The following is a 21,819-nucleotide window of genomic DNA, read 5'->3' as shown; positions in this document are numbered from 1 at the left end:
ACCGGGATCTGTCCCGGCACCGCGCAGTGAAGCGGTAACCCACCCGGACGCCGCGTGTTCCACACGCAGCGTGGAGGGAATCCTCGTCCTTTAGGACGAGGAGGATGTCAAGGCATCGGAGTGTCCCGGGCGGTCGCCGCCATCGCCGAGCAGCACCACGACGACCGGGGCCTGAGGTGGCCGGCGGCGGTCGCGCCGTGCGACGTACACCTGGTGGCGGCCGGGAAGGGGCCGCAGCTCGACGCGGCGCTGCGCGCCCGGGGCGGTCTGGTGTAGCGAGCGGCGCACCGGGTACCGGTTAGCGATCGGCGCAGGTGTGTATTCGGAGGCTCCCATGACCGGTTACCGGGTCAGCGACGTGATGACCAAGCAGGTGGTCTACCTGTCCGCGGAGACCGCTCTGGACGAGGCGGCCAGGGTGATGAAGGAGGCGGACATCGGCGACGTGGTGGTCACCGACGGCGCGAGCCTCGCCGGCATGCTGACCGACCGCGACATCGTGGTCCGGGCGGTGGCCGAGCGCAGCGATCCGGCCGCCACCACGATCGGCTCGATCATCACCCGGGAGGTGGTGATGATCGAGCAACACGCGACCGCCGGGGAGGCGGCGTCGCTGATGCGGGAGCGCGGCATCCGGCGCATCCTGGTGTGCGACAGCGAACGCAAGCTCGTCGGCATCGTCTCCCTCGGCGACCTCGCCATGCAGCTCGACCCCGACTCCGCCCTCAGCGACATCAGCGAGCAGGCCCCGACCGGGTGAAAGGAGGGGCCCCCTGTTAACGCCTCCGGTAGCGCAGGGGCCCCTTCTTGACCGCCGGTAGCCTGGACGGATGCCCGAGATGCCGACCAAGCTGGCCGAGATCGTCGACGAGCTCGCAGACACACCTCGCGAACTGGTGCTGGAGATCCTGCTGGAGTACGCCGACGTCATCCCGCCGCTGCCCGAGGAACTCGCCGGCCGGGAGGGCATGGAGCAGGTTCCCGAGTGCCAGACCGCGTTCTTCCTGCGTGCCGAGGTGAACCCGGACCGGACGGTGACCACCTGGTTCGACTGCCCGCCGGAGGCGCCGACGACGCGCGCCTTCGCCGGCATCCTCGCCGAAGGGCTGGCGGGGGCGAACGCCGACGAGGTGCTCGCCGTGCCGGACGACCTCTACCAGCGGATGGGGCTGGCGCAGGCGATCAGCCCGCTGCGCGTCCGGGGCGGCACGGCCATCCTGGCCAGGCTCAAGCGCCAGGTTCGGGAACAGATCTCCTGATCAACGGGTTGTCGCTGGTCATGGAGATCGAGATCTACGCCGACGTCGTCTGCCCCTGGTGCTGGATCGGCAAGCACCGGTTGGAGCAGGCGCTGAAGTCGTACGGCGGTGAGGTGACCATCCGATACCGGCCGTTCCAGCTCGACCCGACGCCGGTTTCCGAGCCGAAGCCGCTGGTGGAGGCGCTGGCCGCGAAGTTCGGCGGCCGGGAGCGGGCCGAGGGCATGGCCGCCCAGGTGACCCGGGTCGCCGCCGGCGTGGGGCTCGACATGCGGTTCGACCGCGCGGTGCACGCCAACACTTTCGAGGCGCACCGGCTGATCCGGTTCGCCGCCGAGCGGGGCCGCTCCGCCGAGCTGGTGGAGGCGCTCTACCGGGCGCACTTCGCCGACGGCATCGACGTCGGCGCGAGGGACGCCCTGGTCAAGCTGGCCACCGAGGTCGGCCTGGGCGAGGCCGAGACCCGGGACCATCTGGAGTCGAACCTCGGTCGCCGCGAGGTGGCGGCCGACCTGGCCGCCGCGCGCGAGCTCGGCGTCTCCAGCGTCCCGACCTTCGTGCTGGCCGGGAAGTACGCCGTCACCGGCGCCCAGGAGCCGGAGACCCTGCTCGCCGCCCTGCGTGAGGTCGAGCAGCGGGAATCCTGATCGCCCGGGATCACGACCCGCCAGCGAGCGATCGGCGTCGATCACGTTCCACGTGAAACGACATCGATCCACACCGTGAGCTGGGCGGGATCGGGCCCAGCCGGACCTCTACGCCGCGGGCTGAGCGGGCCTGGCCAGCCCCTCCACCACCCGGGCGCCGGGAAGCGCGCCGAGCGCCGGCCCGGGCAGGGCGATCTTGCTGTGCCGCACCCCTGAGCCGACGATCACGTACGGGGCGGCGACCACCCGCGCGTCGACCAGGATCGGCCAGTCCTCGGGCAGTCCGATCGGGGTGATCCCGCCGTACCCCATGCCCGTCAGCTCGACCGCCTCGGCCATCGGGGCGAAGCTCGCCTTGCGTACGTCCAGCGCCCTGCGGGCCACCCCGTTGACGTCGGCGCGGGTGGTGGCGAGGACGACACAGGCGGCGTACCGGATCTCGCTCCCGCGCTTCCCGGCGACCACGACACAGTTCGCCGACACGTCCAGCCCCACTTCATACGCGGCGCAGAACGCGGCGGTGTCCGCGAGGTTCGCGTCGATCGGCGCGACCAGCACCTGGCCGACGTCCACCGGCGCGTCGGCGGGCCACCGGCCGATCGCGGTGGCCACCGGGGGCGCCAACAGGTCCGATCGACTCCGGGCGGGCTCGGTCTCCAGCGTTCCCATCACGGCTGCGATCCTCGCACCCCCGGACGCCGACCGTTCGCGGGACGCCCCGACAAGAGGACTGGGCCAACGCCTCAGCCGGGCCGGCGACGCCTGCCACCGAGTCGGTGATGCCACCGCGGGGCCGGCCCGGCCCCGTGCCCGGCCCGGCCCCGCAGGGCGCCCCCGCCCCGCCGGGGAGTGGGCCGGTCCCGTGGGGACCGGCTCCGGGTCAGCCGTTCGCGACGAACGGGTTCTCCCGAACGAACGTCCGGTCCTGCGCGGCGGCGACCTCCTGGGAGCGCAGCAGGCCGGGCCGGCGGGCCTCCAGGTCTTCGAGGGCGTGCCGTACGGCGAGCCGGATCACCCCGTAGAGGAAGACGAAACCGGCGACGTAGAGGATCACGGTGGAGACGAGGACCAACATGGCGTCACGGTAGGCAGACGTCGAACGGGGAGACTTCTCATCTACGGTCGGTTCCCCCGTACGTGGCGGCGGGGTGGTGTCGTCCACCGGCCCGACAGGCCGGCCCGCCGGGTCGTGACCGCACACCACGCCGGGGATCTCACTGCCGGGAGCGCGGGGCCAGCGCTGCCGGGAGCGCGGGGATCACCCGGCCGGCGAGCAGGACGCCCAGCCCGGCCAGGCCGGCTGCCAGCACCAGGGTCACCGCGTAGCTCGACCGGCCGGGGGCCGCGCCCGCCGCGAGCACCGCTCCGGTCAGCGCCAGCACGGTCGCCGCGAAGAGCGAGTCGCCCAGTTGCAGGGAGGAACTGTTGCGACCCTGCTCGCCGGGGGCGGACAGTTCCAGGGTGAGCACCGACAGCGACGGGTAGAGCAGCCCCATCCCGAGCCCGGCGGCGGCCCAGCCGAGCACGCACACCGGCAGCGGCACCGCCGGCCACACCGCGAGCGCCACCGTGGCGGTCCCACCGGTGATGCAGGCAAGCCCCGCGCGGACCAGCGTGGCGGACGACCGGGACGCGGGCAGCCGGCCCTGCAACCAGGATCCGGCCGACCAGGAGAGCGCGCCGACGGTGAGGACCAGGCCCGCGCCGGTCGGCGTGAGCCCGCGCTCCCGGGAGAGCATCAGCGGGATCACCACCTCGGCACCGGCGAACGCGGCCGAGGCCAGCCCGCGCAGCCCCACCACCGTGGGCAGGCCCCGACCGGCCCGCAGGAAGCCCGCCGGTAGCAGGCGTGGGGCGCAGCAGAGCAGGCCGGCGAGCGCGGCACCCACCAGGCCGACCGCGAGCACGCCGCGCTGCTGCCCCCCGTAGTGCAGCAGTGCGGCGCTCGCCCCCGCCCCGCAGGCCCAGCCGACCCGGGCCGCCGCACCGGTCGACGGTCGGGCGACGGCGGACGGTTCGAGGGTCCGCAGGCCGGGCTGGACGAGCAGCACCGCCGGCACCGCTACCGCCGGCACCGCCAGGAAGACCCACCGCCAGCCGAGGTGCTCGACGACCAGCCCGGCGATCGCCGGTCCGACCAGCGACGGGATGACCCACGCGGCCGCGAACGCGGCAAAGATCCGCCGGTGCAGCGCCTCCGGATACGCCCGCCCCACCACCACGTAGAGCGCCACCGACAGCAGGCCCGAACCGAAGCCCTGCACCATCCGGCCCGCCACGAGCACGCCCATCGTCGACGCGGTGCCGGCGACGAGCAGCCCGGCCACGAACCAGCCCACCCCGTGCCACACCGGGCCCCGGGGACCGCGCGCGTCGCACCACGCCCCGGAGACGACCATCCCCACCACGCCGGAGGCGAAGGTGCCGCCGAACGCGAGCCCGTACAGGGGCAACCCGTCGAGGCTGCGGGCGACGGTGGGCATGGCGGTGCCGACGGCCAGCGCCTCGAAGGCCAGCAGCGACACCAGCGCCACCACGCCCACCGTCATGGCGCGCAGCGCGGGGGCGAACAGGTGCCCCGGGGCGGCTGGGGGCGCGACGGCGGTCACCGCCGGCCGGCCGTGCGGAAGACCCATGCCGGTGGCGGGACGGGACGCTCCCGCCGCCGGCGGCCGGCCGGTCGTTCCCGGCCCACCTCGATCCTGAGCAGTTCGATCAGCATGCGCCCAGCCTGCGACTTCAACCCGGATTCAGGTCAAGCTGGACGTGACCAGGCTCGCACGCCGGGCGAGCACGCCGGGCGGGATCAGGCTCGGCGGGCGCCCGGCGGGTTCAGGCCGATTCCAGCGCCTCCCCTACCCCCCTCGCCAGTCCGGACAGGTGCTGGTCGGCGAGCAGGTGGCCAGCGGTGATGACCAGGGCGAGCGGCCACTCGATGACCTGGAGCGCGGCGAGCACCCCGAGGCCCGCGTAGTAGGCCACCTTGTCCGGCGGCGGCACCGCCACCTCGCCCAGCATCGGCACCTCCACCCGACGGCTGTACGTCCGCACCATCTCGTGCACCCCGCTGAGGTGTCGCGTGATCATGCTCATCCCGGCCTCCCCTGTTCGTCCGCGCTGGCCATGACCCGAGCCGCGTTCCACCGTCGGCCCCGTCCATGCCCGCAGCGGCGGAGGAACCTCGCCGCCAGCGACGGCAGAACTTCCCGGACGAAGGGGGCATGACGCCCGGAGGGGCGGGAAGTCAGCCCGCCGGGACCGAGCGTGGGAGGCGAGATGGCGTACGGCGGGAGCAGCGGCGGCACCGGGGAAGCCGGCCAGCGGCGCTCCGGCCGTACCGCTCGATGACCTCGTGGGGCCGGCTGGCCGGCCGCCTCCTGCCGTCGGTGACGATTCCCCTGGTCGGCGACCCGTCCCGGGCGGTGCCGCACCTGGTGGGCGACGCCTCCCGGAGCGTCGGCGTCGCCGCGACCCGGCTGGCCCGGGCGGCGGGCCTGACCAGCCGCCGGGTCTGGTCCCGGCCGGGCCGCCACCACATCGAGGTGCACGGCGTCGGCCAGGACGGCGGCGACCGGCTCGCCCGTCAGGTGGAGCGACTGCTGGAGCGGCTGCCCGGGGTGACCTGGGCGCGGGTGAACGCGCACTCCGGCCGGGTGGTCGTGGCCGTCGAGGAACCGGAGCCCAAGCTGCGCGACCTCATCACCACGATCGCCCGCTGCGAACGCACCTGCGACCACGAGCCCGACCCGGAGATCCCGCCCCCGCACCCGCCCGAGGAGGGGCCGCGCACCCCCCGCACCCTCGGTGCGCTGGTCTCCGACGCGCTCGGCCTGACCATCTCGGCGGCCACCCGGGTCCTGCCGTTCACCCCGGTCCCGGCCGAGGTGTCCGGCCTGCTCACCGCCGTCGACCTGCACCCGAAGCTGCACGCCCTCGCCAGCCGGGGGCTGCGCGCCGACCCGCGCGCCGACGTCCTGTTCCCGCTCGCGGAGGCGGTCGTGCAGGGCCTCACCGGCGGCTGGGCCGGCATCGTGCTGGACGGCGCGCAGCGGGTCGTGCAGTGGGGCGAGGCCCGCGCCCAGCTCACCGCCTGGACGAAGGCGGAGCCCCGGCTCACCGGCGACCCGGACCGGGCCGTCGCCCGGATCACGGCCGCCGAGCGCCCGAACCCGAAACCGGACGGGCCCGCCGAACGTTTCGTCTCCCGGATGCTGGCGGCGGGCACGGCAGCCGCAGCGGCGGCGGTGCCGGTGGTCGGGGGCAAGCGGGCCGCCGCGCTCGGGCTCTCCAGCCTGCCCAAGGCCCCGGGCAGCGGCCGCGAGGGGTACGCCGCCCAACTCGGCCGCATGCTCGCCCGGCGCGGCGTGATCGCCATGGACCGCAGCGTGCTGCGGGAACTGGACCGGATCGACACGGTGGTGCTGGACGCCGCCGTGCTCGGGTCGCAGCGGGCCGTGCTCGCCGACCTCGCCCCGCTGCCCGGGGCGGACACCGGGCAGGTGGCCGCCCGCGCCTTCGCGCTGTTCGACCCGGCCGCCCCGGGCCGGCTGCGGTGTGCCGACGGGTGGCGGCTCGGCCCGCTGGACGCCGTCGGCGCGACCGACCCGGGCGACACCGACGACAGTCGGCGACTGCGCGAGGGCGGCGGCACGCTGCTCGGCCTCGCCGAGGCGGACCGCCTCGTGGCCCTGCTCCGGGTGGTGCCGGAGCCCGCCCCCGGGGTGGACGCCCTGCCCACCGCCGCCCGGCAGGCCGGCCTGCGGCTGGTGGTCGCCGGTGACGACGACGGCCGGTACGCCTTCTCCGACGCCGTCCTGCCCGGCGGCCCACGGACCGCCGACACCGTGCGCCAGTTGCAGCGCGACGGCGCGGTGGTGCTGCTGCTCTCCGCCGACCGGGTGGCGCTGGGGGCGTCCGACTGCGGGCTCGGGGTGGCCGGGCCCGACGACCTGCCGCCGTGGGGCGCGCACCTGCTGGTCGGCACCGACCTGCAGGTCGCCGCCCTGATCGTCGAGGCGGCGGGGGTGGCCCGCCGGATGACCGCGCAGAGCATCCGGCTGTCGATGGCCGGCACCGGGCTGGGGGCGCTCGGCGCGTTCACCGCCGACCCCCGGCAGCTGCCGGGCCGGACGCTGGCCGCCGTGAACGGGGCAGCCGCCCTGGCCTTCCTGCACGGGGTGTGGCGGGCGGGACGGCTGCCGGACCGGACGGACACGTCGCCGCCGGCCCCGACGCCGTGGCACCTGATGCCGGCCGACGGGGTGCTCCGCCAGCTCGACAGCGGCGCCGACGGTCTCGACGACGCCGAGGCGCAACGCCGCCTGGTCGGCCGCACCGGGGACACGCCGGGCCCGTCCGGGCTGCTCCGCGCGTTCGTCGACGAGTTGGCCAACCCGCTCACCCCCGTGCTCGCCGCCGGTGCGGTCCTCTCCGCGACCTTCGGCTCGCTGGTCGACGCGGCCCTCGTCGGCGGGGTGGTCGGCGGGTCCGCGCTGATCGGGGCCGTCCACCAGCGCAACACCGAACGGTCGCTGGCCGGGCTGCTGTCCCGTTCGGCGGTCACCGCCCTGGTCCGCCGCGGCGGCGCGGAGCGGACCGTCGCCGCCGAGGAACTGGTCCCGGGGGACGTGATCGTGCTCGGCCCCGGCGACGCCGTGCCGGCGGACTGTCGGGTGCTCGCGACCGACGGGTTGGAGGCCGACGAGTCGTCGCTGACCGGCGAGTCGCTGCCGGTGGGCAAGTCCGCCGACCCGGTGGTCGCCGCCGCCGTCGCCGACCGGCGCTCCATGCTGTACGAGGGCACCACCATCGCCACCGGCCACGGCACCGCCGTCGTGGTCGCCACCGGCGCGGACACCGAGGCCGGACGCAGCCTGGCGCTGGCCCGGCAGTCGCCCCCGGCCAGCGGGGTGGAGGCCCGGCTCGGCAAGCTGACCAAGTTGGCCGTCCCGTTGGCCGCCGGGTCGGCGGTGGCGGTGGTCGGGGCGGGGCTGCTGCGCGGCGTACCCCTGGCGGAGACGGCGGCGACCGCCGCGAACCTGGCGGTGGCGTCGGTGCCGGAGGGCCTGCCGTTCCTGGTCAGCGCCGCCCAGCTCGCCGCCGCCCGGCGGTTGGCCGAGCACGGCGCGCTGGTCCGCAACCCGCGCACCATCGAGGCGTTGGGCCGCGTCGACGTGCTGTGCTTCGACAAGACCGGCACCCTCACCGAGGGCAAGCTGCTGCTGGCCGGCGTCGGCGACGGCAGCGGCACCCGGTACGCCGCGCCGGAGGAGCTGGACGAGTCGCTGCGGCTGACCCTGGCCACCGCGCTGCGCGCCACCCCGGCCGGCGACCCGGACGAGCTGCCCCAGCAGACCGACCGGGCGGTACGCCGGGGCGCGGCGGTGGCCGGCGTCGACGAGCGGGCCGGCGCGGACGGCTGGCACGCGGTGGGCGGCCTGCCGTTCGAGCCGTCCCGGGGCTACCACGCCACCGTCGGCCGGGCCGGCGACGGGCGGCTGCTCAGCGTCAAGGGCGCCCCGGAGACGGTGGTGCCGCGCTGCGCCGCCCGGCGCACCGCCGACGGGCACGACCGGCCGCTGGACGACGCCGGCCGGGACGAGCTGCACCGGATGCTCGCCGAGCGGGCCGGCGCCGGGCACCGGATCCTGGCTGTCGCCGAGCGTCCCGTCACCGCCGAGACGGTGACCGACGACGAGGTGACGGGCCTCGTCTTCGTCGGCCTGCTGGCCCTCGCCGACGGGGTACGCGAGTCCGCCGCGCCCGCCGTCCGCCGGATCCGGCAGGCCGGCGTGCACACCATCATGATCACCGGGGACCACCCGGCGACGGCCGAGGCGATCGCCGCCATCATCAGCCCCGACCACGGCGCGCAGCGGGTGGCCACCGCCACCGACCTGGACCGGCTCGACGACGACGCGCTCGCCGAACGGCTGGCCCGCACCGACGTGGTGGCCCGCTGCACCCCCGCCCACAAGGTACGCATCATCCAGGCGTTACAGCGCAACGGGCGGACGGTGGCGATGACCGGCGACGGCGCCAACGACGCCCCGGCGATCCGGCTCGCCGACGTCGGCATCGCCCTCGGCCAGAAGGGCACCCCCGCCGCTCGCGCCGCCGCCGACCTGGTCGTCACCGACGACCGGCTGGAGACCATCATCGCCACCCTCGCCGAAGGGCGGGCCATGTGGTCGTCCGTCCGGCACGCGCTGAGCATCCTCGTCGGCGGCAACCTCGGCGAGATCGCGTTCAGCGTGCTGAGCGCGGCCAGCACCGGCCGATCCGCGCTCAACGGGCGGCAACTGCTCCTGGTCAACCTGCTCACCGACCTGGCGCCGGCGCTGGCCATCGCCGTCCGGCCGCCCGGCGACGGCCACGCCGACCACCTGCTGCGGGAGGGCCCGGACAGTTCGCTCGGCGAGACCCTGACCCGGGAGATCGCGCTGCGGGCGGCGTCCACCACGCTGGGCGCGACGGTGGGCTGGACGCTCGCCCGGTACACGGGGCGACGGCAGCGGGCCGGTACGGTAGCGCTCGCCTCGCTCGTCGGCACCCAGCTCGGGCAGACCGTGCTGGCCGGCGGCACCAGCCCGACGGTGCTCGTGTCGACCGCCGCCTCCGTCGGGGCGCTGGTGCTCGTGGTGCAGACGCCCGGGGTCAGCCAGTTCTTCGGCTGCACCCCGCTCGGGCCGGTCGGCTGGACCATCGCCGCCGGCTCGGCGCTCGGCGCGACCTTCGCCAACGGCACCCTGACCCGCCTGCTGAATAAGGAAGGGCCCCTTGTCAACGCCTCCGGTAGAGAAGGGCCCCCTGCTCACCCCTGAGCCAGGCGGCGGGAGCAAGCCCCGGGTCAGCCGCCCGGCCGCCAGGTCGCCGCCGCCCGACCCAGCCGGTCGTTGACCGCCCGCCCCACGCCGACGTCCGGCACCCGCTCCGCGACGATCTCGGTCACCCCGGCCGCGTCGAGCCGGTGCAGCGCGTCGAAGAGCCGGGCAGCCGCCACCGTCAGGTCGCCCCCGGGCGACAGCACCTCGACCGCCGCCCAGTCGCCGGCCGCCGGCCGTTCCCGGAAGGCCAGCAGACCCCGCCGGGCGCCGTCGCCGGCCGCTGGCTCCGCACCGCCCACCACCCGCAACGGGGTACGCGGGGCGTAGTGCGCGGCCAGCGTCCCGGGTGCCACCGGCTGGCCGGAACTGCCCGGGCGTACGGTCACCGGGCCGACCGCCTCCACCAGCGCCTCCACCGGCAGCGCGCCGAGCCGCAGGACCACCGGCCGCCCGCCCCGGGCGTCCACGATGGTCGATTCGATGCCGCACCGGGTCGGCCCGCCGTCGAGCACCACGTCGACCGCGCCGCCCAGCCCGGCCACCACGTGCTCGGCCCGGGTGGGGCTGAGCTGGCCGAACCGGTTGGCGCTCGGCGCGGCCACCGGCACCCCCGCCGCCGCGATCAGCGCCCGCGCGGACGCCTCGTCCGGCACCCGCACGGCCATCGTCTCCAGCCCGGAGGTGACGATCGGCGGGATAGCGGCGGGACGATCCACGATCAGCGTCAGCGGCCCCGGCCAGAACCGCTCGGCCAGCGCCGCCACCGCCTCCGGCACCGGCCCCACCAGCGCGGTCAGGTCGGCCGCGTCGGCCAGATGGGTGATCAGCGGGTCGAAGCTCGGCCGCTGCTTCGCCGCGAAGATCCGGGCCGCCGCGCGGGCGTCGAGGGCGTTCGCGCCCAGCCCGTAGACGGTCTCGGTGGGGAACGCCACCAGCCCTCCGGCCCGCAGGACCGAGGCGGCTTCGGCGATGCCGCTCGCGACGGGCAGGACGCGCGGGGATCCGGTGCTCACCCCCCTGACGCTAACCTGCCCGCACCGGGACCACCGGCTCGCCCCTTCACCTCTCCCCACCGGTACGCGAAGATGCGGGCATGCTCCGGACACCCCGCGCGCTTCTGCTCGACTTCGGCGGCGTCCTCGCGGACTCCCCACCGCAGCCACCGAACCCACCCGAGCTGGTCGAGCGGCTGTTCCGGCTCGTCGACGGCGCGGTCCCCGCCGAGCAGATCGCCTGCGACCTGGCCGCCGGGGACCGGGCGTACGGGCTGTGGCGGGACGAGGAGAGCGTCGGCGAGCATCCCGTCGAGCTGGACCACCGGCAGGTGTGGGCGAGGTTCGTCACCGGCGGCTGGCCGGCCCCGGCCCGGGCCGCCGTCGACCGGGAGGCGACCCCGCTGGCGTACGCCTGGACCTGGCACGCCCGATGGGCCGTGCGCCCCGGCATCCCCGCCGCCCTCACCGCCGCCGCGCGTGCCGGCCTCCCGCTCGCGGTCGTCAGCAACACCACCTGCGGTGCCGCCCCACGGGACTTCCTGGCCGCCGCCGGCCTCGGCGAGCTGTTCACCGCGCAGCTCTACAGCGACGAGGCGGGCGTGCGTAAGCCGAACCCGGAGCTGGCCCGGCTCGCCGCCCGGGCGCTCGGCGTGCCGGTCGCCGGCTGCTGGTTCGTCGGCGACAGCCGGCACCGCGACGTCGCCTGCGCCCGCCGCGCCGGCATCGGGGCGGCGGTGCTGATGCGCTCGCCGCGCACCGACCGCGAGGAGCCCCTGCCCGAACTCGCCCCGGACGCCGTCGTCGAGGACGGCCACGGCCTGCTCGCGCTGCTCCGCGCATCCGGCGTCACCGACCCGGCCGAATGACCGGTACGGCAGCGCACCCGAGGTGCTCCACAACGCCTTCCCGGCGCAGATCGTCGTCGAGCTGCCGGACGTGGGACGAGGCACGGCGATGCCGGCGCATTCCGTCCGACCCGCTGGTCCTGCCCTGAACGGGACCAAGTCCCCTACGCGGTAGCCCGACCCGCCAATACCGTGAGGGGTATAAGAGATCGGCGGGAGGGTGGACACCATGCGACGGCTGCTCGTCCTGGGGGCCGGCACGGCCGGCACGATGGTGGTCAACAAGCTGCGTCACCGGCTGGCACGCGCGGACTGGCAGATCACCGTGGTGGAGCCCAGCGACACCCACTACTACCAACCGGGGTACCTGTTCCTACCGTTCGGCAGGTATACGCCCGAGCAGGTGGTCAAGCCGACCCGGCCGCTGATCGCCGACGGGGTGGAGCTGATCCGCGGCGAGGTCGACCGGGTGGCCGCGGCGGACAATCGGGTGCTGTTGTCCGACGGCCGGTCGCTGCCCTACGACTACCTGGTGATCGCCACCGGCGTCACTCCGCGGCCGGACCAGACCCCGGGCATGCTCGACGGCGGGCACTGGCGTGAGCGAATCTTCGACTTCTACACCTACGACGGCGCCCTGGCGCTGGCGAAGGCCCTCGACGCCTTCGACGGTGGCCGACTGGTCGTGCACATCACCGACATGCCGATCAAGTGCCCGGTCGCGCCGCTGGAGTTCGCCTTCCTCGCCGACGCCTACTTCCGCCGGCGGGGCATGCGGGACCGCGTCGAACTGGTCTACGCCACTCCGCTGCCGGGGGCGTTCACCAAACCGGTCGCCTCCGCGCGGCTCGAGTCGATGCTGGACGACCGGAAGATCACGGTCGAACCTGACTTCCTGGTCGAACGCATCGACGACACCACGCTGGTGTCGTACGACGAGCGGGAGATCGGTTTCGACCTGCTGGTCACCGTGCCGTTGAACATGGGCGCCGACTACGTGGCCCGCTCCGCGCTGGGCAACGAACTGAACCTGGTCCCGGTCGACCGGCACACCATGCTCGCCAAGGCGTACGACAACGTCTTCGCCCTCGGCGACGCCAGCGACATCCCGACCTCCAAGGCCGGGTCGGTCGCGCACTTCTCCGTCGAGGTGTTCGCCGACAACTTCGTCGAGCACGCCGCCGGCAGGCCGATGACCGGTAGCTTCGACGGGCACGCCAACTGCTTCGTCGAGTCCGGCGACGGCAAAGCGCTGCTCATCGACTTCAACTACGACACCGAACCCCTGCCGGGCAGCTACCCGGTGCCGTTTGCCGGCCCGTTCCGGCTGCTCGACGAGGCGGCCGTGAACCACTGGGGCAAGCTCGCGTTCCGCTGGATGTACTGGAATCTCCTGCTGCCCGGGCGCCCGATCCCGTTGCCGGCTCACATGTCCATGGCCGGCAAACACCACCCGAAAACCCAGGAGTGAGACAGCCATGCCCGTCACCACCATCGCCGGCCGCGACATCCACGTCGACGACGAAGGCTTCCTGACCAGCTACGACGAATGGGACGCCGACCTGGCCAAGCAGCTGGCCGCCCAGATCGGTATCGACCTGACCGACGCGCACTTCAAGGTGCTCACCTTCCTTCGTGCCGACTACGCCACCCAGGGCGAGACCGCCACCCTGCGCCGGGTCTCCACGCTGGGCGGGATCCCCACCAAGGAACTCTTCACGCTGTTCCCCAAGAAACCAGCCAAGAAGATGGCCTACATCGCCGGCCTGCCCAAACCGCACGGCTGCGTCTGAACGGAGCACCGCCATGACCACGACCAACCCCGCACCCGCGATCGTCCCGAACTTCGACGACGACGCCACCACCGGTCGCAAGCTCGCGATCATCTGTTCCAAGGGCACCCTCGACATGGCCTACCCTGGCCTCATCCTCGCCAACGCCGCCCTCGGCGAGGGCGTCGAGACGCACCTGTTCTTCACCTTCTGGGGCTTCGACATGATCACGAAGTCGCGGATGGGCAATCTGAAGTTCACGATGCTGGGTAACACCGCCACCCACCTGCCGCAGGGGATCGGCGGCCTGCCCGGGATGACCGCTGTGGCCACCCACCAGATGAAGAAGCAGATCGCCGAGGTGGGCGTGCCCGAGGTGCCCGAGTTCCTGGAGCAGATCGTTGCCTCCGGCGGTCACCTGTGGGCGTGCCGGATGTCCGCCGACATGATGCACCTGAGCATGGAGGATCTCTACGAGGGCGTCGAGGGCATCATCAACGCGGCCGACTTCATCGAGAAGACCGACGGCGCCCAACTGCTGTTCATCTAGAAGATCGTCATTGCCAGCGGCACGGGCGTATCAAGATCATGATGCGAGTCCGAGGATGGCGAAGCCCCCGCCCAACCCGGACGGGGGCACTCACCATGAACGACCGGTTCGCACAATGGTGCGGTCGGTGGAGCCCAGGGGACTCGAACCCCTAACCCCTGCCTTGCAAAGGCAGTGCTCTGCCAGTTGAGCTAGGGCCCCGAGGGCGGGCAGAACCGCCCGGAGCTGGCAGTCGAAGAGACGGTCAGCGCAGATCGGGAGCGGTGGTCGCCTCGTGCCACAGGGCCCGCTCGTCGTTCGAAGCCCTGACCTTCCGGACAACCAGGGCAGCCACACCGACGACGCCGGCCAGAATCAGAAGCTTCTTGAACATGGGGCGACCCCTTGCGCTCGACAGCCGTCGGAACGATGTGCGGTGGGGCTAGCTGGAATCGAACCAGCGACCTCAGAGTTATCAGCTCTGCGCTCTAACCGACTGAGCTATAGCCCCGCGTGGCGACGGCCAAGGTTAACGCATTCGCCCGCCGCCCCCCAAATCGGGGGCCGCCGAGCGCCGCGCGCCCCCGCCGTACCCCCCCGAAACTACCCGGACGCACGACACCGGGGCGACCGCTTTACGCGGCGCGCCCCGGTGTTGGACGCGGTCAGTCCCGCTCGGCGAGCGTCAGCTCGATCCCGCCGACCAGGTCGGCGCAGACGTTGTAGACGAACGCGCCGAGAGTGGCCAGCGCGGTGAACAGGACGACGTTGACCAGGCCGATCAGGGCGGAACTCAGGATCACACCCTTGGCGGTGATCTGGAAACTGCTGCTGCTCTGCCCGCCGGCGGCCACCAGGTCGGTCAGGCTGTCGTTGACGCTCTGGAACACGCCCATCGCGTCCAGCGCCAGATAGAGCACCGAGGTGGCCACGACCACCACGATGAAGAGCACCACGGAGACGGCGAACGCGAACTTCATCACGGACCACGGGTCGATCCGCTTGAGGTTCAGCCGGGCCCGGCGAGGCCCACGCGACGCGGCCGAACTGACCGACGTACGCGCCGCGCGTACGGCGTCACCCACGCGGGCGGCCCCGACGGCCGCCGCACCGGCCACCCCCGGCGGCAACCCGCCACCACTGGCGGGACGGCCCGCGCCGGCCGGACGGGCGCCGTCCGGCTGGGGCCTGGCCATGATGCCGCCCCCGATGCGCGGCAGGGTGCCCGTGACGGCGCTGCTGCCGGGCGCCGGCTGCCCGCCGCCGGTCCTGATCGGCTGGGTCGTCGCCGGACGGGCCGCACTGCCCGCCGCCACGGCCGGAGCCGCCGCGGAGGTGGGCGCGTCGATGCCGGATGTCTCGGTCTTGTCGCTCGCCCCCGAATCGTCGCCGGGGGAGTCCGGCGGCGGCACCATACCGGGCGCCCGGGTGAACTTCGGGGCAGGCGCGTCGGCGGGGACGGTTGCCCGGCCCACGGCCGCGCGGCCGGTCGCTGGTGCGCCGCCCTTCGCGGCGGCCTCCTCGTCGACCGGGTTGGCCGAGGTCCCCTTGTTCCCCGACTTCGCCTGTGTCTCCGTCATCAACTAGTCCTGTTCGTCAGGCTCGTCGGCATTGCGAGCAATCGCCACGATAGTCACGCCGTCAGGGAGGTCCATCAGCTTGACCCCCATTGTGTTCCGGTCACGCGTACGGCGTACAGGCTTCACCGGAGTCCGGATGACGCCACCGTTGCTGGTGATCGCGAACAGCTCGTCGTCCGGGTGGATCACCACAGCGCCGACCAGACCACCGCGGCGCTCGGTGATCTTCGCAGTCAGCACGCCCTTACCTCCCCGGCCCTGCACCGGGTATTCCTCGATCGGGGTGCGTTTCGCGTATCCCCCGTTCGTGGCCACCAGGACGTCCAGCCCTTCCCGGACCACCTCCATGGCCAGCAGGACGTCCTCGTCGCTGAACCGCATGCCGATCACACCCGACGTGGCCCGGCCCATCGGCCGCAGCGCCTCATCCGTGGCGTTGAAGCGGATCGCCTGCGCGTTCTTCGACACCAGCAGCAGATCGTCGGACGGCGCGACGAGGGCAGCACCGACCAACTCGTCCTCATCGCGCAGGTTGATCGCGATGACTCCGCCGGAACGGTTGGAGTCGAACTCCTCGAGCCGCGTCTTCTTCACCAGGCCGTTCTTCGTGGCCAGTACCAGGTAGGGGGCCACCTGGTAGTTCGGGATTTCGATGATCTGCGCGATCTGCTCATCCGCTTGGAACGCGAGCAGATTGGCCACGTGTTGGCCCTTGGCTACCCTACTGGCTTCCGGAAGCTCGTACGCCTTGGCCCGGTACACCCGGCCCTTGTTCGTGAAGAACAGCATCCAGTCGTGCGTCGAGCACACGAAGAAGTGGCTGACGATGTCGTCCTGCCGCAGCGTGGCCCCGCTGACGCCCTTTCCGCCGCGCCGCTGCGAGCGGTACAGGTCGACCTTCGTCCGCTTCGCGTACCCGGTCCGGGTGATCGTGACCACCACGTCCTCGCGGGCGATCAGGTCCTCCATCGAGACCTCACCGTCGAACGGCACGATCTTCGTACGCCGCTCGTCGCCCCACTTCGCGACGATCTCGCCCAGCTCCTCCGAGACGATCCGCCGCTGCCGCTCCGGCTTGGCCAGGATGTCCTTCAGATCGGCGATCTCCAACTCCAGCTTGGCCAGGTCGTCGAGGATCCGCTGCCGCTCCAGGGCCGCCAGCCGGCGCAGCTGCATGTCCAGGATCGCCGTCGCCTGGATCTCGTCGATCTCCAGCAGCCGGATCAGGCCCTGCCGGGCGTCCTCCACCGTCGGCGAGCGCCGGATCAGGGCGATCACCTCGTCCAGGGCGTCCAACGCCTTCGACAGACCGCGCAGGATGTGCGCCCGCTCCTCGGCCTTGCGCAGCCGGAACGCCGTCCGTCGCCGGATCACCTCGATCTGGTGCTCGACGTAGTAGCGCAGGAACTGGGCCAGGTTCAGCGTGCGCGGCACGCCGTCGACCAGCGCCAGCATGTTGGCGCCGAACGTCTCCTGCAACTGGGTGTGCTTGTAGAGGTTGTTCAGCACCACCTTGGCGACCGCGTCGCGCTTGAGCACGAGCACGATCCGCATGCCCGTACGCCCGGAGGACTCGTCCCGGATGTCGGCGATGCCGGCGAGCTTGCCCTCCTTGATCAGCTCGGCGATCCGCTCGGCCAGGTTGTCCGGGTTCACCTGGTACGGCAGCTCGCTGACCACCAGGCAGGGCCGGCCCCGCTTGTCCTCCTCGACCTCCACCACGGCCCGCATCCGGATCGACCCACGACCCGTCCGGTACGCGTCCTGGATCGCCTGGGTGCCCACGATCAGGCCGTGGGTGGGGAAGTCCGGGCCCTTGACGATCTCGATGAGCGCGTCGAGGGTCGTCGCCTCGTCGACGTCCGGGTTCTCCAGGCACCACTGCACCGCCGCGCCGATCTCCCGCAGGTTGTGCGGCGGGATCTTGGTGGCCATGCCGACCGCGATGCCCTCGGAGCCGTTGATCAGCAGGTTCGGGATCCGCGACGGCAGGATGGTGGGCTCCTTGGCCCGGCCGTCGTAGTTGTCCTGCAGGTCGACGGTGTCCTCGTCGATGTCCCGCAGCATCTCCATCGCCAGCGGGTCGAGCTTGCACTCCGTGTTGTGGCTGACGAAGCCGTCGGAGACGAACGAGTGGTCGTCGGTGTCCACCCGGATGCTGTAGACCGGCTGCACCCCGGCGTCCGTGACGCTGGCCACCTCGGCGTAGTAGAACCGACCGTCGACCAGCGGCTCGACCACGTCGAGCACCTCGCGCTCGGTGATCCGGGCCGCGATCTCGTCGCGGTCCCGCTCCCAGCGCTCGATCCGGTCCACGTTGTGCCGGCGCAGCCAGTCCCGCTCGGTCCACCGGGTGGCACCGTGTTCGCGGATGAAGTCGCCGACCATCGGCACGTGGTCGCCGGAGAGCGCCGGGCTGCTGACCGGCACGGCCGCCAGCTCCGACTCCAGCTTGGCCTGCTTGCGGCCGAGGAAACCGACCTGCTGGGCGAAGATCCGGGCGTCACGGCGGTTGGTCACCACGACCTTGATCTCACCGCTGTCGTACCGGCACTGCCTGCTGATGACGCCGAACTCCAGCAGGAGCTGCTGCACCTCGCGGGCCAGCCGCTCACTGCGGGTCGAGTACGAGATCTGGATGGTGTTGCGCGGCAGCAGCGACGAGGAGCCGTCACCCTCGAAGAGCGCCTGGAGGAAGGCCCGCTTGATCGCGGCCGGCCCCTGCCAGACGAACTCCGGCACGAACTTCGCGGCACTCCGCGCCCCGACCAGCTCGCCGAGGATGCTCCCCCGCAACACGGAGAGATCCTGGACGTCGATCTCGTGCAGCAGGCTGCCGGAGGCGACGGTGCGCTGGCTGACGTAGCGCGGGCCGCCGACGGCGAGGTCGTAGGCCGCGAGGACCCGGACGAAGAACTCCCGGTCGGTGTTGTTGAAGCCGGCCCGCCCCTCGGACACCCTGCCCTCGCTGACGAACGCCCCGGCGAGGACGGCCGCCTCGACGTGCTCCAGCATCGGGTAGCCGATCTCCTCCGGCACCGTCCGCTGAATCACCACCCGGTCGCCCGGGCCGATCTCGGCGAGCAGCTTCCACAGCAGGGTCGGCACCCCGGCCACGTCCACCAGGCAGAGCACCGGGTGGTTGTGGGTGCCTGTCAGCTCGTACCCCTCGCGGGTGCGCAGCCGCAGCGTCGGGTGCTCGCCGGAGTGGAAGAACTTGCTGGCTCGCACCAGGTCGCCGTTGCGGTCGCGGACCTTCAGTTCGACGTCGGTCTCGCTGCTCGGCGCGGCGTCCGGGACGAGGTCGCCGATCCGGATCGCGCCGTCAGCGGTACGAATACGGACATTTGCTGTCAAACAGTAACGCATTGCCGCAGCCGGATCGTTTCCGGGCGAACCGAAGTTGCCGTTGCCGTCGACCAGCGGGTACCGCAGCGACCAGGGCTGCGCCATCCGGACCAGCGCGTCGTAGATCGCCGAGTCGCCGTGCGGGTGGAACTGACCCATCACGTCGCCGACGACCCGGGAGCACTTCACGTAGCCCCGGTCCGGCCGGTAGCCGGAGTCGAACATGGCGTAGAGGATCTTGCGGTGGACCGGCTTGAGCCCGTCCCGGACGTCCGGCAGTGCCCGCCCGACGATGACGCTCATGGCGTAGTCGAGGTAGGAGCGCTGCATCTCCACCTCGAGCCCGACCGGCTCGATCCGGTCGTGCGCCACGACTGCGGCGGCGGGGGTCTCGGGGACCTCGGGCTCGCTCGGGGTGGACTCGGGGGTATCGGTCACTGTTAACCCTTATCAGAATCAGAGTCGGTTTCGTGCTGTGGATAACCGCTGTGGAAACCGGCCACACTGTGGATAACTCTGTGGATCGGCGGGCCGCCGGGTGAAGGACCGGGCGGGCCCGCCGGCTCCGTCAGATGTCCAGGAAACGGACGTCCTTCGCGTTGCGCTGGATGAACGAGCGGCGAGCCTCGACGTCCTCACCCATCAGCACGCTGAACAACTCGTCTGCGGTGGCGGCGTCGTCGAGAGTCACCTGGCGCAGGGTGCGGGTCGCCGGGTTCATCGTGGTCTCCCAGAGCTCGGGATAGTTCATCTCGCCGAGGCCCTTGAACCGCTGGATGTCGTCCGGCTTGGCGTTGGGCTTCTTCTGCTGGCGCAGCGCGATCAGCCCGTCGCGTTCCCGGTCGGAGTACGCGTACTGCGCGTCGTCGCCCTTCTTGTTCCACTTGATCTTGTAGAGCGGCGGGGCGGCCAGGTAGACGTGGCCCAGCTCGACCAGGGGCCGCATGAAGCGGAACAGCAGGGTGAGCAGCAGCGTCTGGATGTGCTGGCCGTCGACGTCGGCGTCGGCCATCAGCACCACCTTGTGGTAGCGCAGCTTCTCCATGTCGAAGTCGTCGTGGATGCCGGTGCCCAGCGCGGTGATCAGCGCCTGGACCTCGTTGTTCTTCAGCACCCGGTCGATCCGGGCCTTCTCCACGTTGAGGATCTTGCCGCGGATCGGCAGGATCGCCTGGGTACGCGGGTCGCGGCCCTGCTTGGCCGAGCCGCCGGCCGAGTCGCCCTCGACGATGAAGACCTCGGACTCACGCGGGTCGGTGGACTGGCAGTCGGCGAGCTTGCCCGGCATCGAGCCGGACTCCAGCAGCGACTTACGGCGGGCCAGCTTGCGCGCCTGCTGGGCGGCGATCCGGGCGCGGGCGGCCTGGGACGCCTTGGTGATAATGATCTTCACCTCGGCGGGGTTCCGGTCGAACCAGTCGACCAGCCACTCGTTGCAGACCCGCTGCACGAAGCTCTTCACCGGGGTGTTGCCGAGCTTGGTCTTGGTCTGGCCCTCGAACTGCGGGTTGGCCAGCTTGACCGAGATGATCGCGGCGAGGCCCTCGCGGATGTCCTCCCCGGAGAGCTTCTCGTCGCCCTTGAGCAGCTTCTTCTCCGCGCCGTAGCGGTTCACCACGCTGGTCAGCGCCGACCGGAAGCCCTCCTCGTGGGTGCCGCCCTCGTGGGTGTTGATCGTGTTGGCGAAGGTGTAGACCGACTCGCCGTACGACTCGTTCCACTGCATGGCGATCTCGACCGACATGCCCTCCTCCTCGGCGCCGAACTCGACCACCGTCTTGTGGATCGGGGTCTTCGAGGCGTTGAGGTGCCGGACGAAGTCGGCGATGCCGCCCTGGTAGCAGAAGGTGACCTCGCGGGTCTTGCCCTCCTCGCCCTCGCCGACCCGCTCGTCGAGCAGGTGGATGGCGAGGCCCCGGTTGAGGAAGGCCATCTCCTGGAGGCGGCGGTAGATGGTCTGGAAGTCGAAGTCGACGGTCTCGAAGACGTCGGCGTCGGGCCAGAAGGAGACGGCCGAGCCGGTGCGGTCGGTGGTCTCGCCCTTCTCCAGCGACGACGGCTTGGAGTTGGCGTACTGCTGCCGCCAGACGAAGCCGGACTTGTGGATCTCCACCGCCATCTTCGTGGAGAGGGCGTTGACGACGGAGACACCGACGCCGTGCAGACCGCCGGACACCGCGTACGCCTTGCCGTCGAACTTGCCGCCGGCGTGCAGCACCGTGAGCGCGACCTCGACGCCGGGCTTCTTCAACTTGGGGTGCAGATCGACCGGGAAGCCACGCCCGTTGTCGGTGACCCGGACCCCGCCGTCGGCCAGCAGCACCACGTCGATGGTGTCGCAGTAGCCGGCAAGTGCCTCGTCGACCGCGTTGTCGACGACCTCCCACACCAGGTGGTGCAGACCGCGCTCGCCGGTCGACCCGATGTACATGCCCGGCCGCTTGCGGACCGCCTCCAGCCCTTCGAGGACGGTGATCGACTCGGCGCCGTACTCCTGCTTGTCCTGCGCTGCCACCCTCGGCCACTTTCTCGCGCCGCCAGCGCCGCAAGCGGCGAGTCGGGCGCGGGTTCGGCGGACAGGACGCGACGTCGGCGCGCGGACCGGCACCGGGCGTGAACCGGGGCACGGGCCGGAGCGCCGGTCGCCGCGGATGCCCGCGGATCGCGATCGGCTCGACCCGACGTGGGACAATGATCTCGGGCCGGTGGGGCCCGTGTCCGTCGCACCGTGTCGGGTCTTCGTCTCGCCCTCAATCTTACTGTGCGCAGACGACAGAACCGCCACTCGGCACCCCTTCGCGGCGGCTGAGAACTCCGTAGCCGGCCGAACCGCGCCACCCACGACTCCCCCTACGGGCGAGCCCCGGATCGGGTGACGGCGTCGCCGCCGGGACACGGGGGGTCGGGGTCGCGACGGGACGGGCGGTGGGCGTAGGTTTGCGGCGCCCAGCGTGGCCGGTCTTGATCTTTTCCGGTCGGAACCGGACGATCGACCCGAACGCTTCGACACGTGCTCTC

Annotated in this window: 18 protein-coding genes and 2 tRNA genes; 9 read left to right on the top strand and 11 right to left on the bottom strand. The window is 72.4% G+C overall.

Translation table 11 applies throughout. The annotated features are described in order from the left end of the window. Nucleotides 1–120: 120 nt before the first annotated feature. The 4 genes from ACFT41_RS25900 to ACFT41_RS25885 all read left to right on the top strand — a co-directional run bounded on the left by ACFT41_RS25900 (nucleotide 121) and on the right by ACFT41_RS25885 (nucleotide 1,906). On the top strand, nucleotides 121–276 hold the full coding sequence (locus tag ACFT41_RS25900) for a hypothetical protein (RefSeq protein WP_377586403.1): 156 nt from the start codon (nucleotides 121–123) through the stop codon (nucleotides 274–276). Between the two features lie 58 nt (nucleotides 277–334). Then, nucleotides 335–760, top strand: a complete 426-nt coding sequence (locus ACFT41_RS25895) for a CBS domain-containing protein (RefSeq protein ID WP_377586393.1) — start codon at nucleotides 335–337, stop codon at nucleotides 758–760. 70 nt (nucleotides 761–830) lie between these two features. Then, the gene (locus ACFT41_RS25890) at nucleotides 831–1,259 is read left to right on the top strand and encodes a SufE family protein (RefSeq protein ID WP_377586391.1); all 429 of its coding nucleotides are present in this window, start codon (nucleotides 831–833) and stop codon (nucleotides 1,257–1,259) included. Nucleotides 1,260–1,279: 20 nt separating this feature from the next. Further along, nucleotides 1,280–1,906 (top strand): DsbA family protein, encoded by a 627-nt coding sequence (locus ACFT41_RS25885; RefSeq protein WP_377586389.1) that lies wholly within the window; start codon nucleotides 1,280–1,282, stop codon nucleotides 1,904–1,906. A gap of 108 nt (nucleotides 1,907–2,014) precedes the next feature. On the opposite strand, the gene ACFT41_RS25880 is transcribed toward ACFT41_RS25885, so the two are convergent. The 4 genes from ACFT41_RS25880 to ACFT41_RS25865 form a co-directional block, all read right to left on the bottom strand. Continuing rightward, the gene (locus ACFT41_RS25880; protein ID WP_377586387.1) at nucleotides 2,015–2,575 is read right to left on the bottom strand and encodes a YbaK/EbsC family protein; all 561 of its coding nucleotides are present in this window, start codon (nucleotides 2,573–2,575) and stop codon (nucleotides 2,015–2,017) included. Nucleotides 2,576–2,786: 211 nt separating this feature from the next. Next, nucleotides 2,787–2,981, bottom strand: a complete 195-nt coding sequence (locus ACFT41_RS25875; RefSeq protein WP_074475710.1) for a hypothetical protein — start codon at nucleotides 2,979–2,981, stop codon at nucleotides 2,787–2,789. Nucleotides 2,982–3,120: 139 nt separating this feature from the next. Further along, on the bottom strand, nucleotides 3,121–4,542 hold the full coding sequence (locus tag ACFT41_RS25870; RefSeq protein ID WP_377586385.1) for an MFS transporter: 1,422 nt from the start codon (nucleotides 4,540–4,542) through the stop codon (nucleotides 3,121–3,123). Between the two features lie 196 nt (nucleotides 4,543–4,738). Next, nucleotides 4,739–4,999 carry a hypothetical protein gene (locus ACFT41_RS25865; protein WP_377586383.1) on the bottom strand — a complete coding sequence of 87 codons (261 nt, stop codon included), beginning with the start codon at nucleotides 4,997–4,999 and terminating at the stop codon, nucleotides 4,739–4,741. Between the two features lie 251 nt (nucleotides 5,000–5,250). Between ACFT41_RS25865 and ACFT41_RS25860 the strand changes: the two genes are divergently transcribed. Then, complete coding sequence (locus tag ACFT41_RS25860; protein WP_377586381.1) at nucleotides 5,251–9,729, top strand: HAD-IC family P-type ATPase; 4,479 nt, start codon at nucleotides 5,251–5,253, stop codon at nucleotides 9,727–9,729. A gap of 26 nt (nucleotides 9,730–9,755) precedes the next feature. On the opposite strand, the gene ACFT41_RS25855 is transcribed toward ACFT41_RS25860, so the two are convergent. After that, on the bottom strand, nucleotides 9,756–10,721 hold the full coding sequence (locus tag ACFT41_RS25855; RefSeq protein ID WP_377586401.1) for an L-threonylcarbamoyladenylate synthase: 966 nt from the start codon (nucleotides 10,719–10,721) through the stop codon (nucleotides 9,756–9,758). A gap of 104 nt (nucleotides 10,722–10,825) precedes the next feature. Between ACFT41_RS25855 and ACFT41_RS25850 the strand changes: the two genes are divergently transcribed. The 4 genes from ACFT41_RS25850 (at nucleotide 10,826) to ACFT41_RS25835 (ending at nucleotide 13,894) form a co-directional block, all read left to right on the top strand. After that, complete coding sequence (locus ACFT41_RS25850; RefSeq protein WP_377586379.1) at nucleotides 10,826–11,593, top strand: HAD family hydrolase; 768 nt, start codon at nucleotides 10,826–10,828, stop codon at nucleotides 11,591–11,593. Between the two features lie 208 nt (nucleotides 11,594–11,801). Continuing rightward, nucleotides 11,802–13,043, top strand: coding sequence for an NAD(P)/FAD-dependent oxidoreductase (locus tag ACFT41_RS25845; protein WP_377586377.1), 1,242 nt, complete (start codon nucleotides 11,802–11,804; stop codon nucleotides 13,041–13,043). Between the two features lie 7 nt (nucleotides 13,044–13,050). Beyond that, a complete protein-coding gene (locus ACFT41_RS25840) occupies nucleotides 13,051–13,365 on the top strand; it encodes a TusE/DsrC/DsvC family sulfur relay protein (protein WP_377586375.1) in 315 nt (104 codons plus the stop codon). 13 nt (nucleotides 13,366–13,378) lie between these two features. Continuing rightward, nucleotides 13,379–13,894, top strand: coding sequence for a DsrE/DsrF/DrsH-like family protein (locus ACFT41_RS25835; protein WP_377586373.1), 516 nt, complete (start codon nucleotides 13,379–13,381; stop codon nucleotides 13,892–13,894). A gap of 128 nt (nucleotides 13,895–14,022) precedes the next feature. Here the strand turns inward: ACFT41_RS25835 and ACFT41_RS25830 are convergent. The 6 genes from ACFT41_RS25830 to gyrB form a co-directional block, all read right to left on the bottom strand. Next, nucleotides 14,023–14,095: transfer RNA gene (locus ACFT41_RS25830), tRNA-Ala, on the bottom strand. A gap of 43 nt (nucleotides 14,096–14,138) precedes the next feature. After that, nucleotides 14,139–14,267 (bottom strand): DLW-39 family protein, encoded by a 129-nt coding sequence (locus tag ACFT41_RS25825; RefSeq protein WP_377586371.1) that lies wholly within the window; start codon nucleotides 14,265–14,267, stop codon nucleotides 14,139–14,141. Nucleotides 14,268–14,310: 43 nt separating this feature from the next. After that, nucleotides 14,311–14,384, bottom strand: a tRNA-Ile gene (locus ACFT41_RS25820). A 154-nt stretch (nucleotides 14,385–14,538) separates the two neighbouring features. Then, nucleotides 14,539–15,453, bottom strand: coding sequence for a DUF3566 domain-containing protein (locus tag ACFT41_RS25815; protein WP_377586369.1), 915 nt, complete (start codon nucleotides 15,451–15,453; stop codon nucleotides 14,539–14,541). 3 nt (nucleotides 15,454–15,456) lie between these two features. Beyond that, a complete protein-coding gene (gene gyrA / locus ACFT41_RS25810; RefSeq protein WP_377586399.1) occupies nucleotides 15,457–19,104 on the bottom strand; it encodes an intein-containing DNA gyrase subunit A in 3,648 nt (1,215 codons plus the stop codon). Between the two features lie 265 nt (nucleotides 19,105–19,369). Continuing rightward, nucleotides 19,370–21,316 carry a DNA topoisomerase (ATP-hydrolyzing) subunit B gene (gene gyrB, locus ACFT41_RS25805; RefSeq protein WP_377586367.1) on the bottom strand — a complete coding sequence of 649 codons (1,947 nt, stop codon included), beginning with the start codon at nucleotides 21,314–21,316 and terminating at the stop codon, nucleotides 19,370–19,372. Nucleotides 21,317–21,819 lie beyond the last annotated feature (503 nt).

The organism is Micromonospora sp. NPDC057141, assembly GCF_042670805.1.
Taxonomy (GTDB): Bacteria; Actinomycetota; Actinomycetes; order Mycobacteriales; family Micromonosporaceae; genus Micromonospora.
This window is presented reverse-complemented; position numbering and strand designations above follow the sequence as displayed.

Excerpts from the sequence above, each read along its gene's own strand:
- ACFT41_RS25895 (WP_377586393.1), top strand. The coding sequence starts at position 335 with ATGACCGGTTACCGGGTCAGCGACGTGATGACCAAGCAGGTGGTCTAC.
- ACFT41_RS25890 (WP_377586391.1), top strand. The coding sequence starts at position 831 with ATGCCCGAGATGCCGACCAAGCTGGCCGAGATCGTCGACGAGCTCGCA.
- ACFT41_RS25885 (WP_377586389.1), top strand. The coding sequence starts at position 1,280 with ATGGAGATCGAGATCTACGCCGACGTCGTCTGCCCCTGGTGCTGGATC.
- ACFT41_RS25880 (WP_377586387.1), bottom strand. The coding sequence starts at position 2,575 with ATGGGAACGCTGGAGACCGAGCCCGCCCGGAGTCGATCGGACCTGTTG.
- ACFT41_RS25875 (WP_074475710.1), bottom strand. The coding sequence starts at position 2,981 with ATGTTGGTCCTCGTCTCCACCGTGATCCTCTACGTCGCCGGTTTCGTC.
- ACFT41_RS25870 (WP_377586385.1), bottom strand. The coding sequence starts at position 4,542 with ATGGGTCTTCCGCACGGCCGGCCGGCGGTGACCGCCGTCGCGCCCCCA.
- ACFT41_RS25865 (WP_377586383.1), bottom strand. The coding sequence starts at position 4,999 with ATGAGCATGATCACGCGACACCTCAGCGGGGTGCACGAGATGGTGCGG.
- ACFT41_RS25860 (WP_377586381.1), top strand. The coding sequence starts at position 5,251 with ATGACCTCGTGGGGCCGGCTGGCCGGCCGCCTCCTGCCGTCGGTGACG.
- ACFT41_RS25850 (WP_377586379.1), top strand. The coding sequence starts at position 10,826 with ATGCTCCGGACACCCCGCGCGCTTCTGCTCGACTTCGGCGGCGTCCTC.
- ACFT41_RS25845 (WP_377586377.1), top strand. The coding sequence starts at position 11,802 with ATGCGACGGCTGCTCGTCCTGGGGGCCGGCACGGCCGGCACGATGGTG.
- ACFT41_RS25840 (WP_377586375.1), top strand. The coding sequence starts at position 13,051 with ATGCCCGTCACCACCATCGCCGGCCGCGACATCCACGTCGACGACGAA.
- ACFT41_RS25835 (WP_377586373.1), top strand. The coding sequence starts at position 13,379 with ATGACCACGACCAACCCCGCACCCGCGATCGTCCCGAACTTCGACGAC.
- ACFT41_RS25825 (WP_377586371.1), bottom strand. The coding sequence starts at position 14,267 with ATGTTCAAGAAGCTTCTGATTCTGGCCGGCGTCGTCGGTGTGGCTGCC.
- ACFT41_RS25815 (WP_377586369.1), bottom strand. The coding sequence starts at position 15,453 with ATGACGGAGACACAGGCGAAGTCGGGGAACAAGGGGACCTCGGCCAAC.
- gyrA (WP_377586399.1), bottom strand. The coding sequence starts at position 19,104 with ATGAGCGTCATCGTCGGGCGGGCACTGCCGGACGTCCGGGACGGGCTC.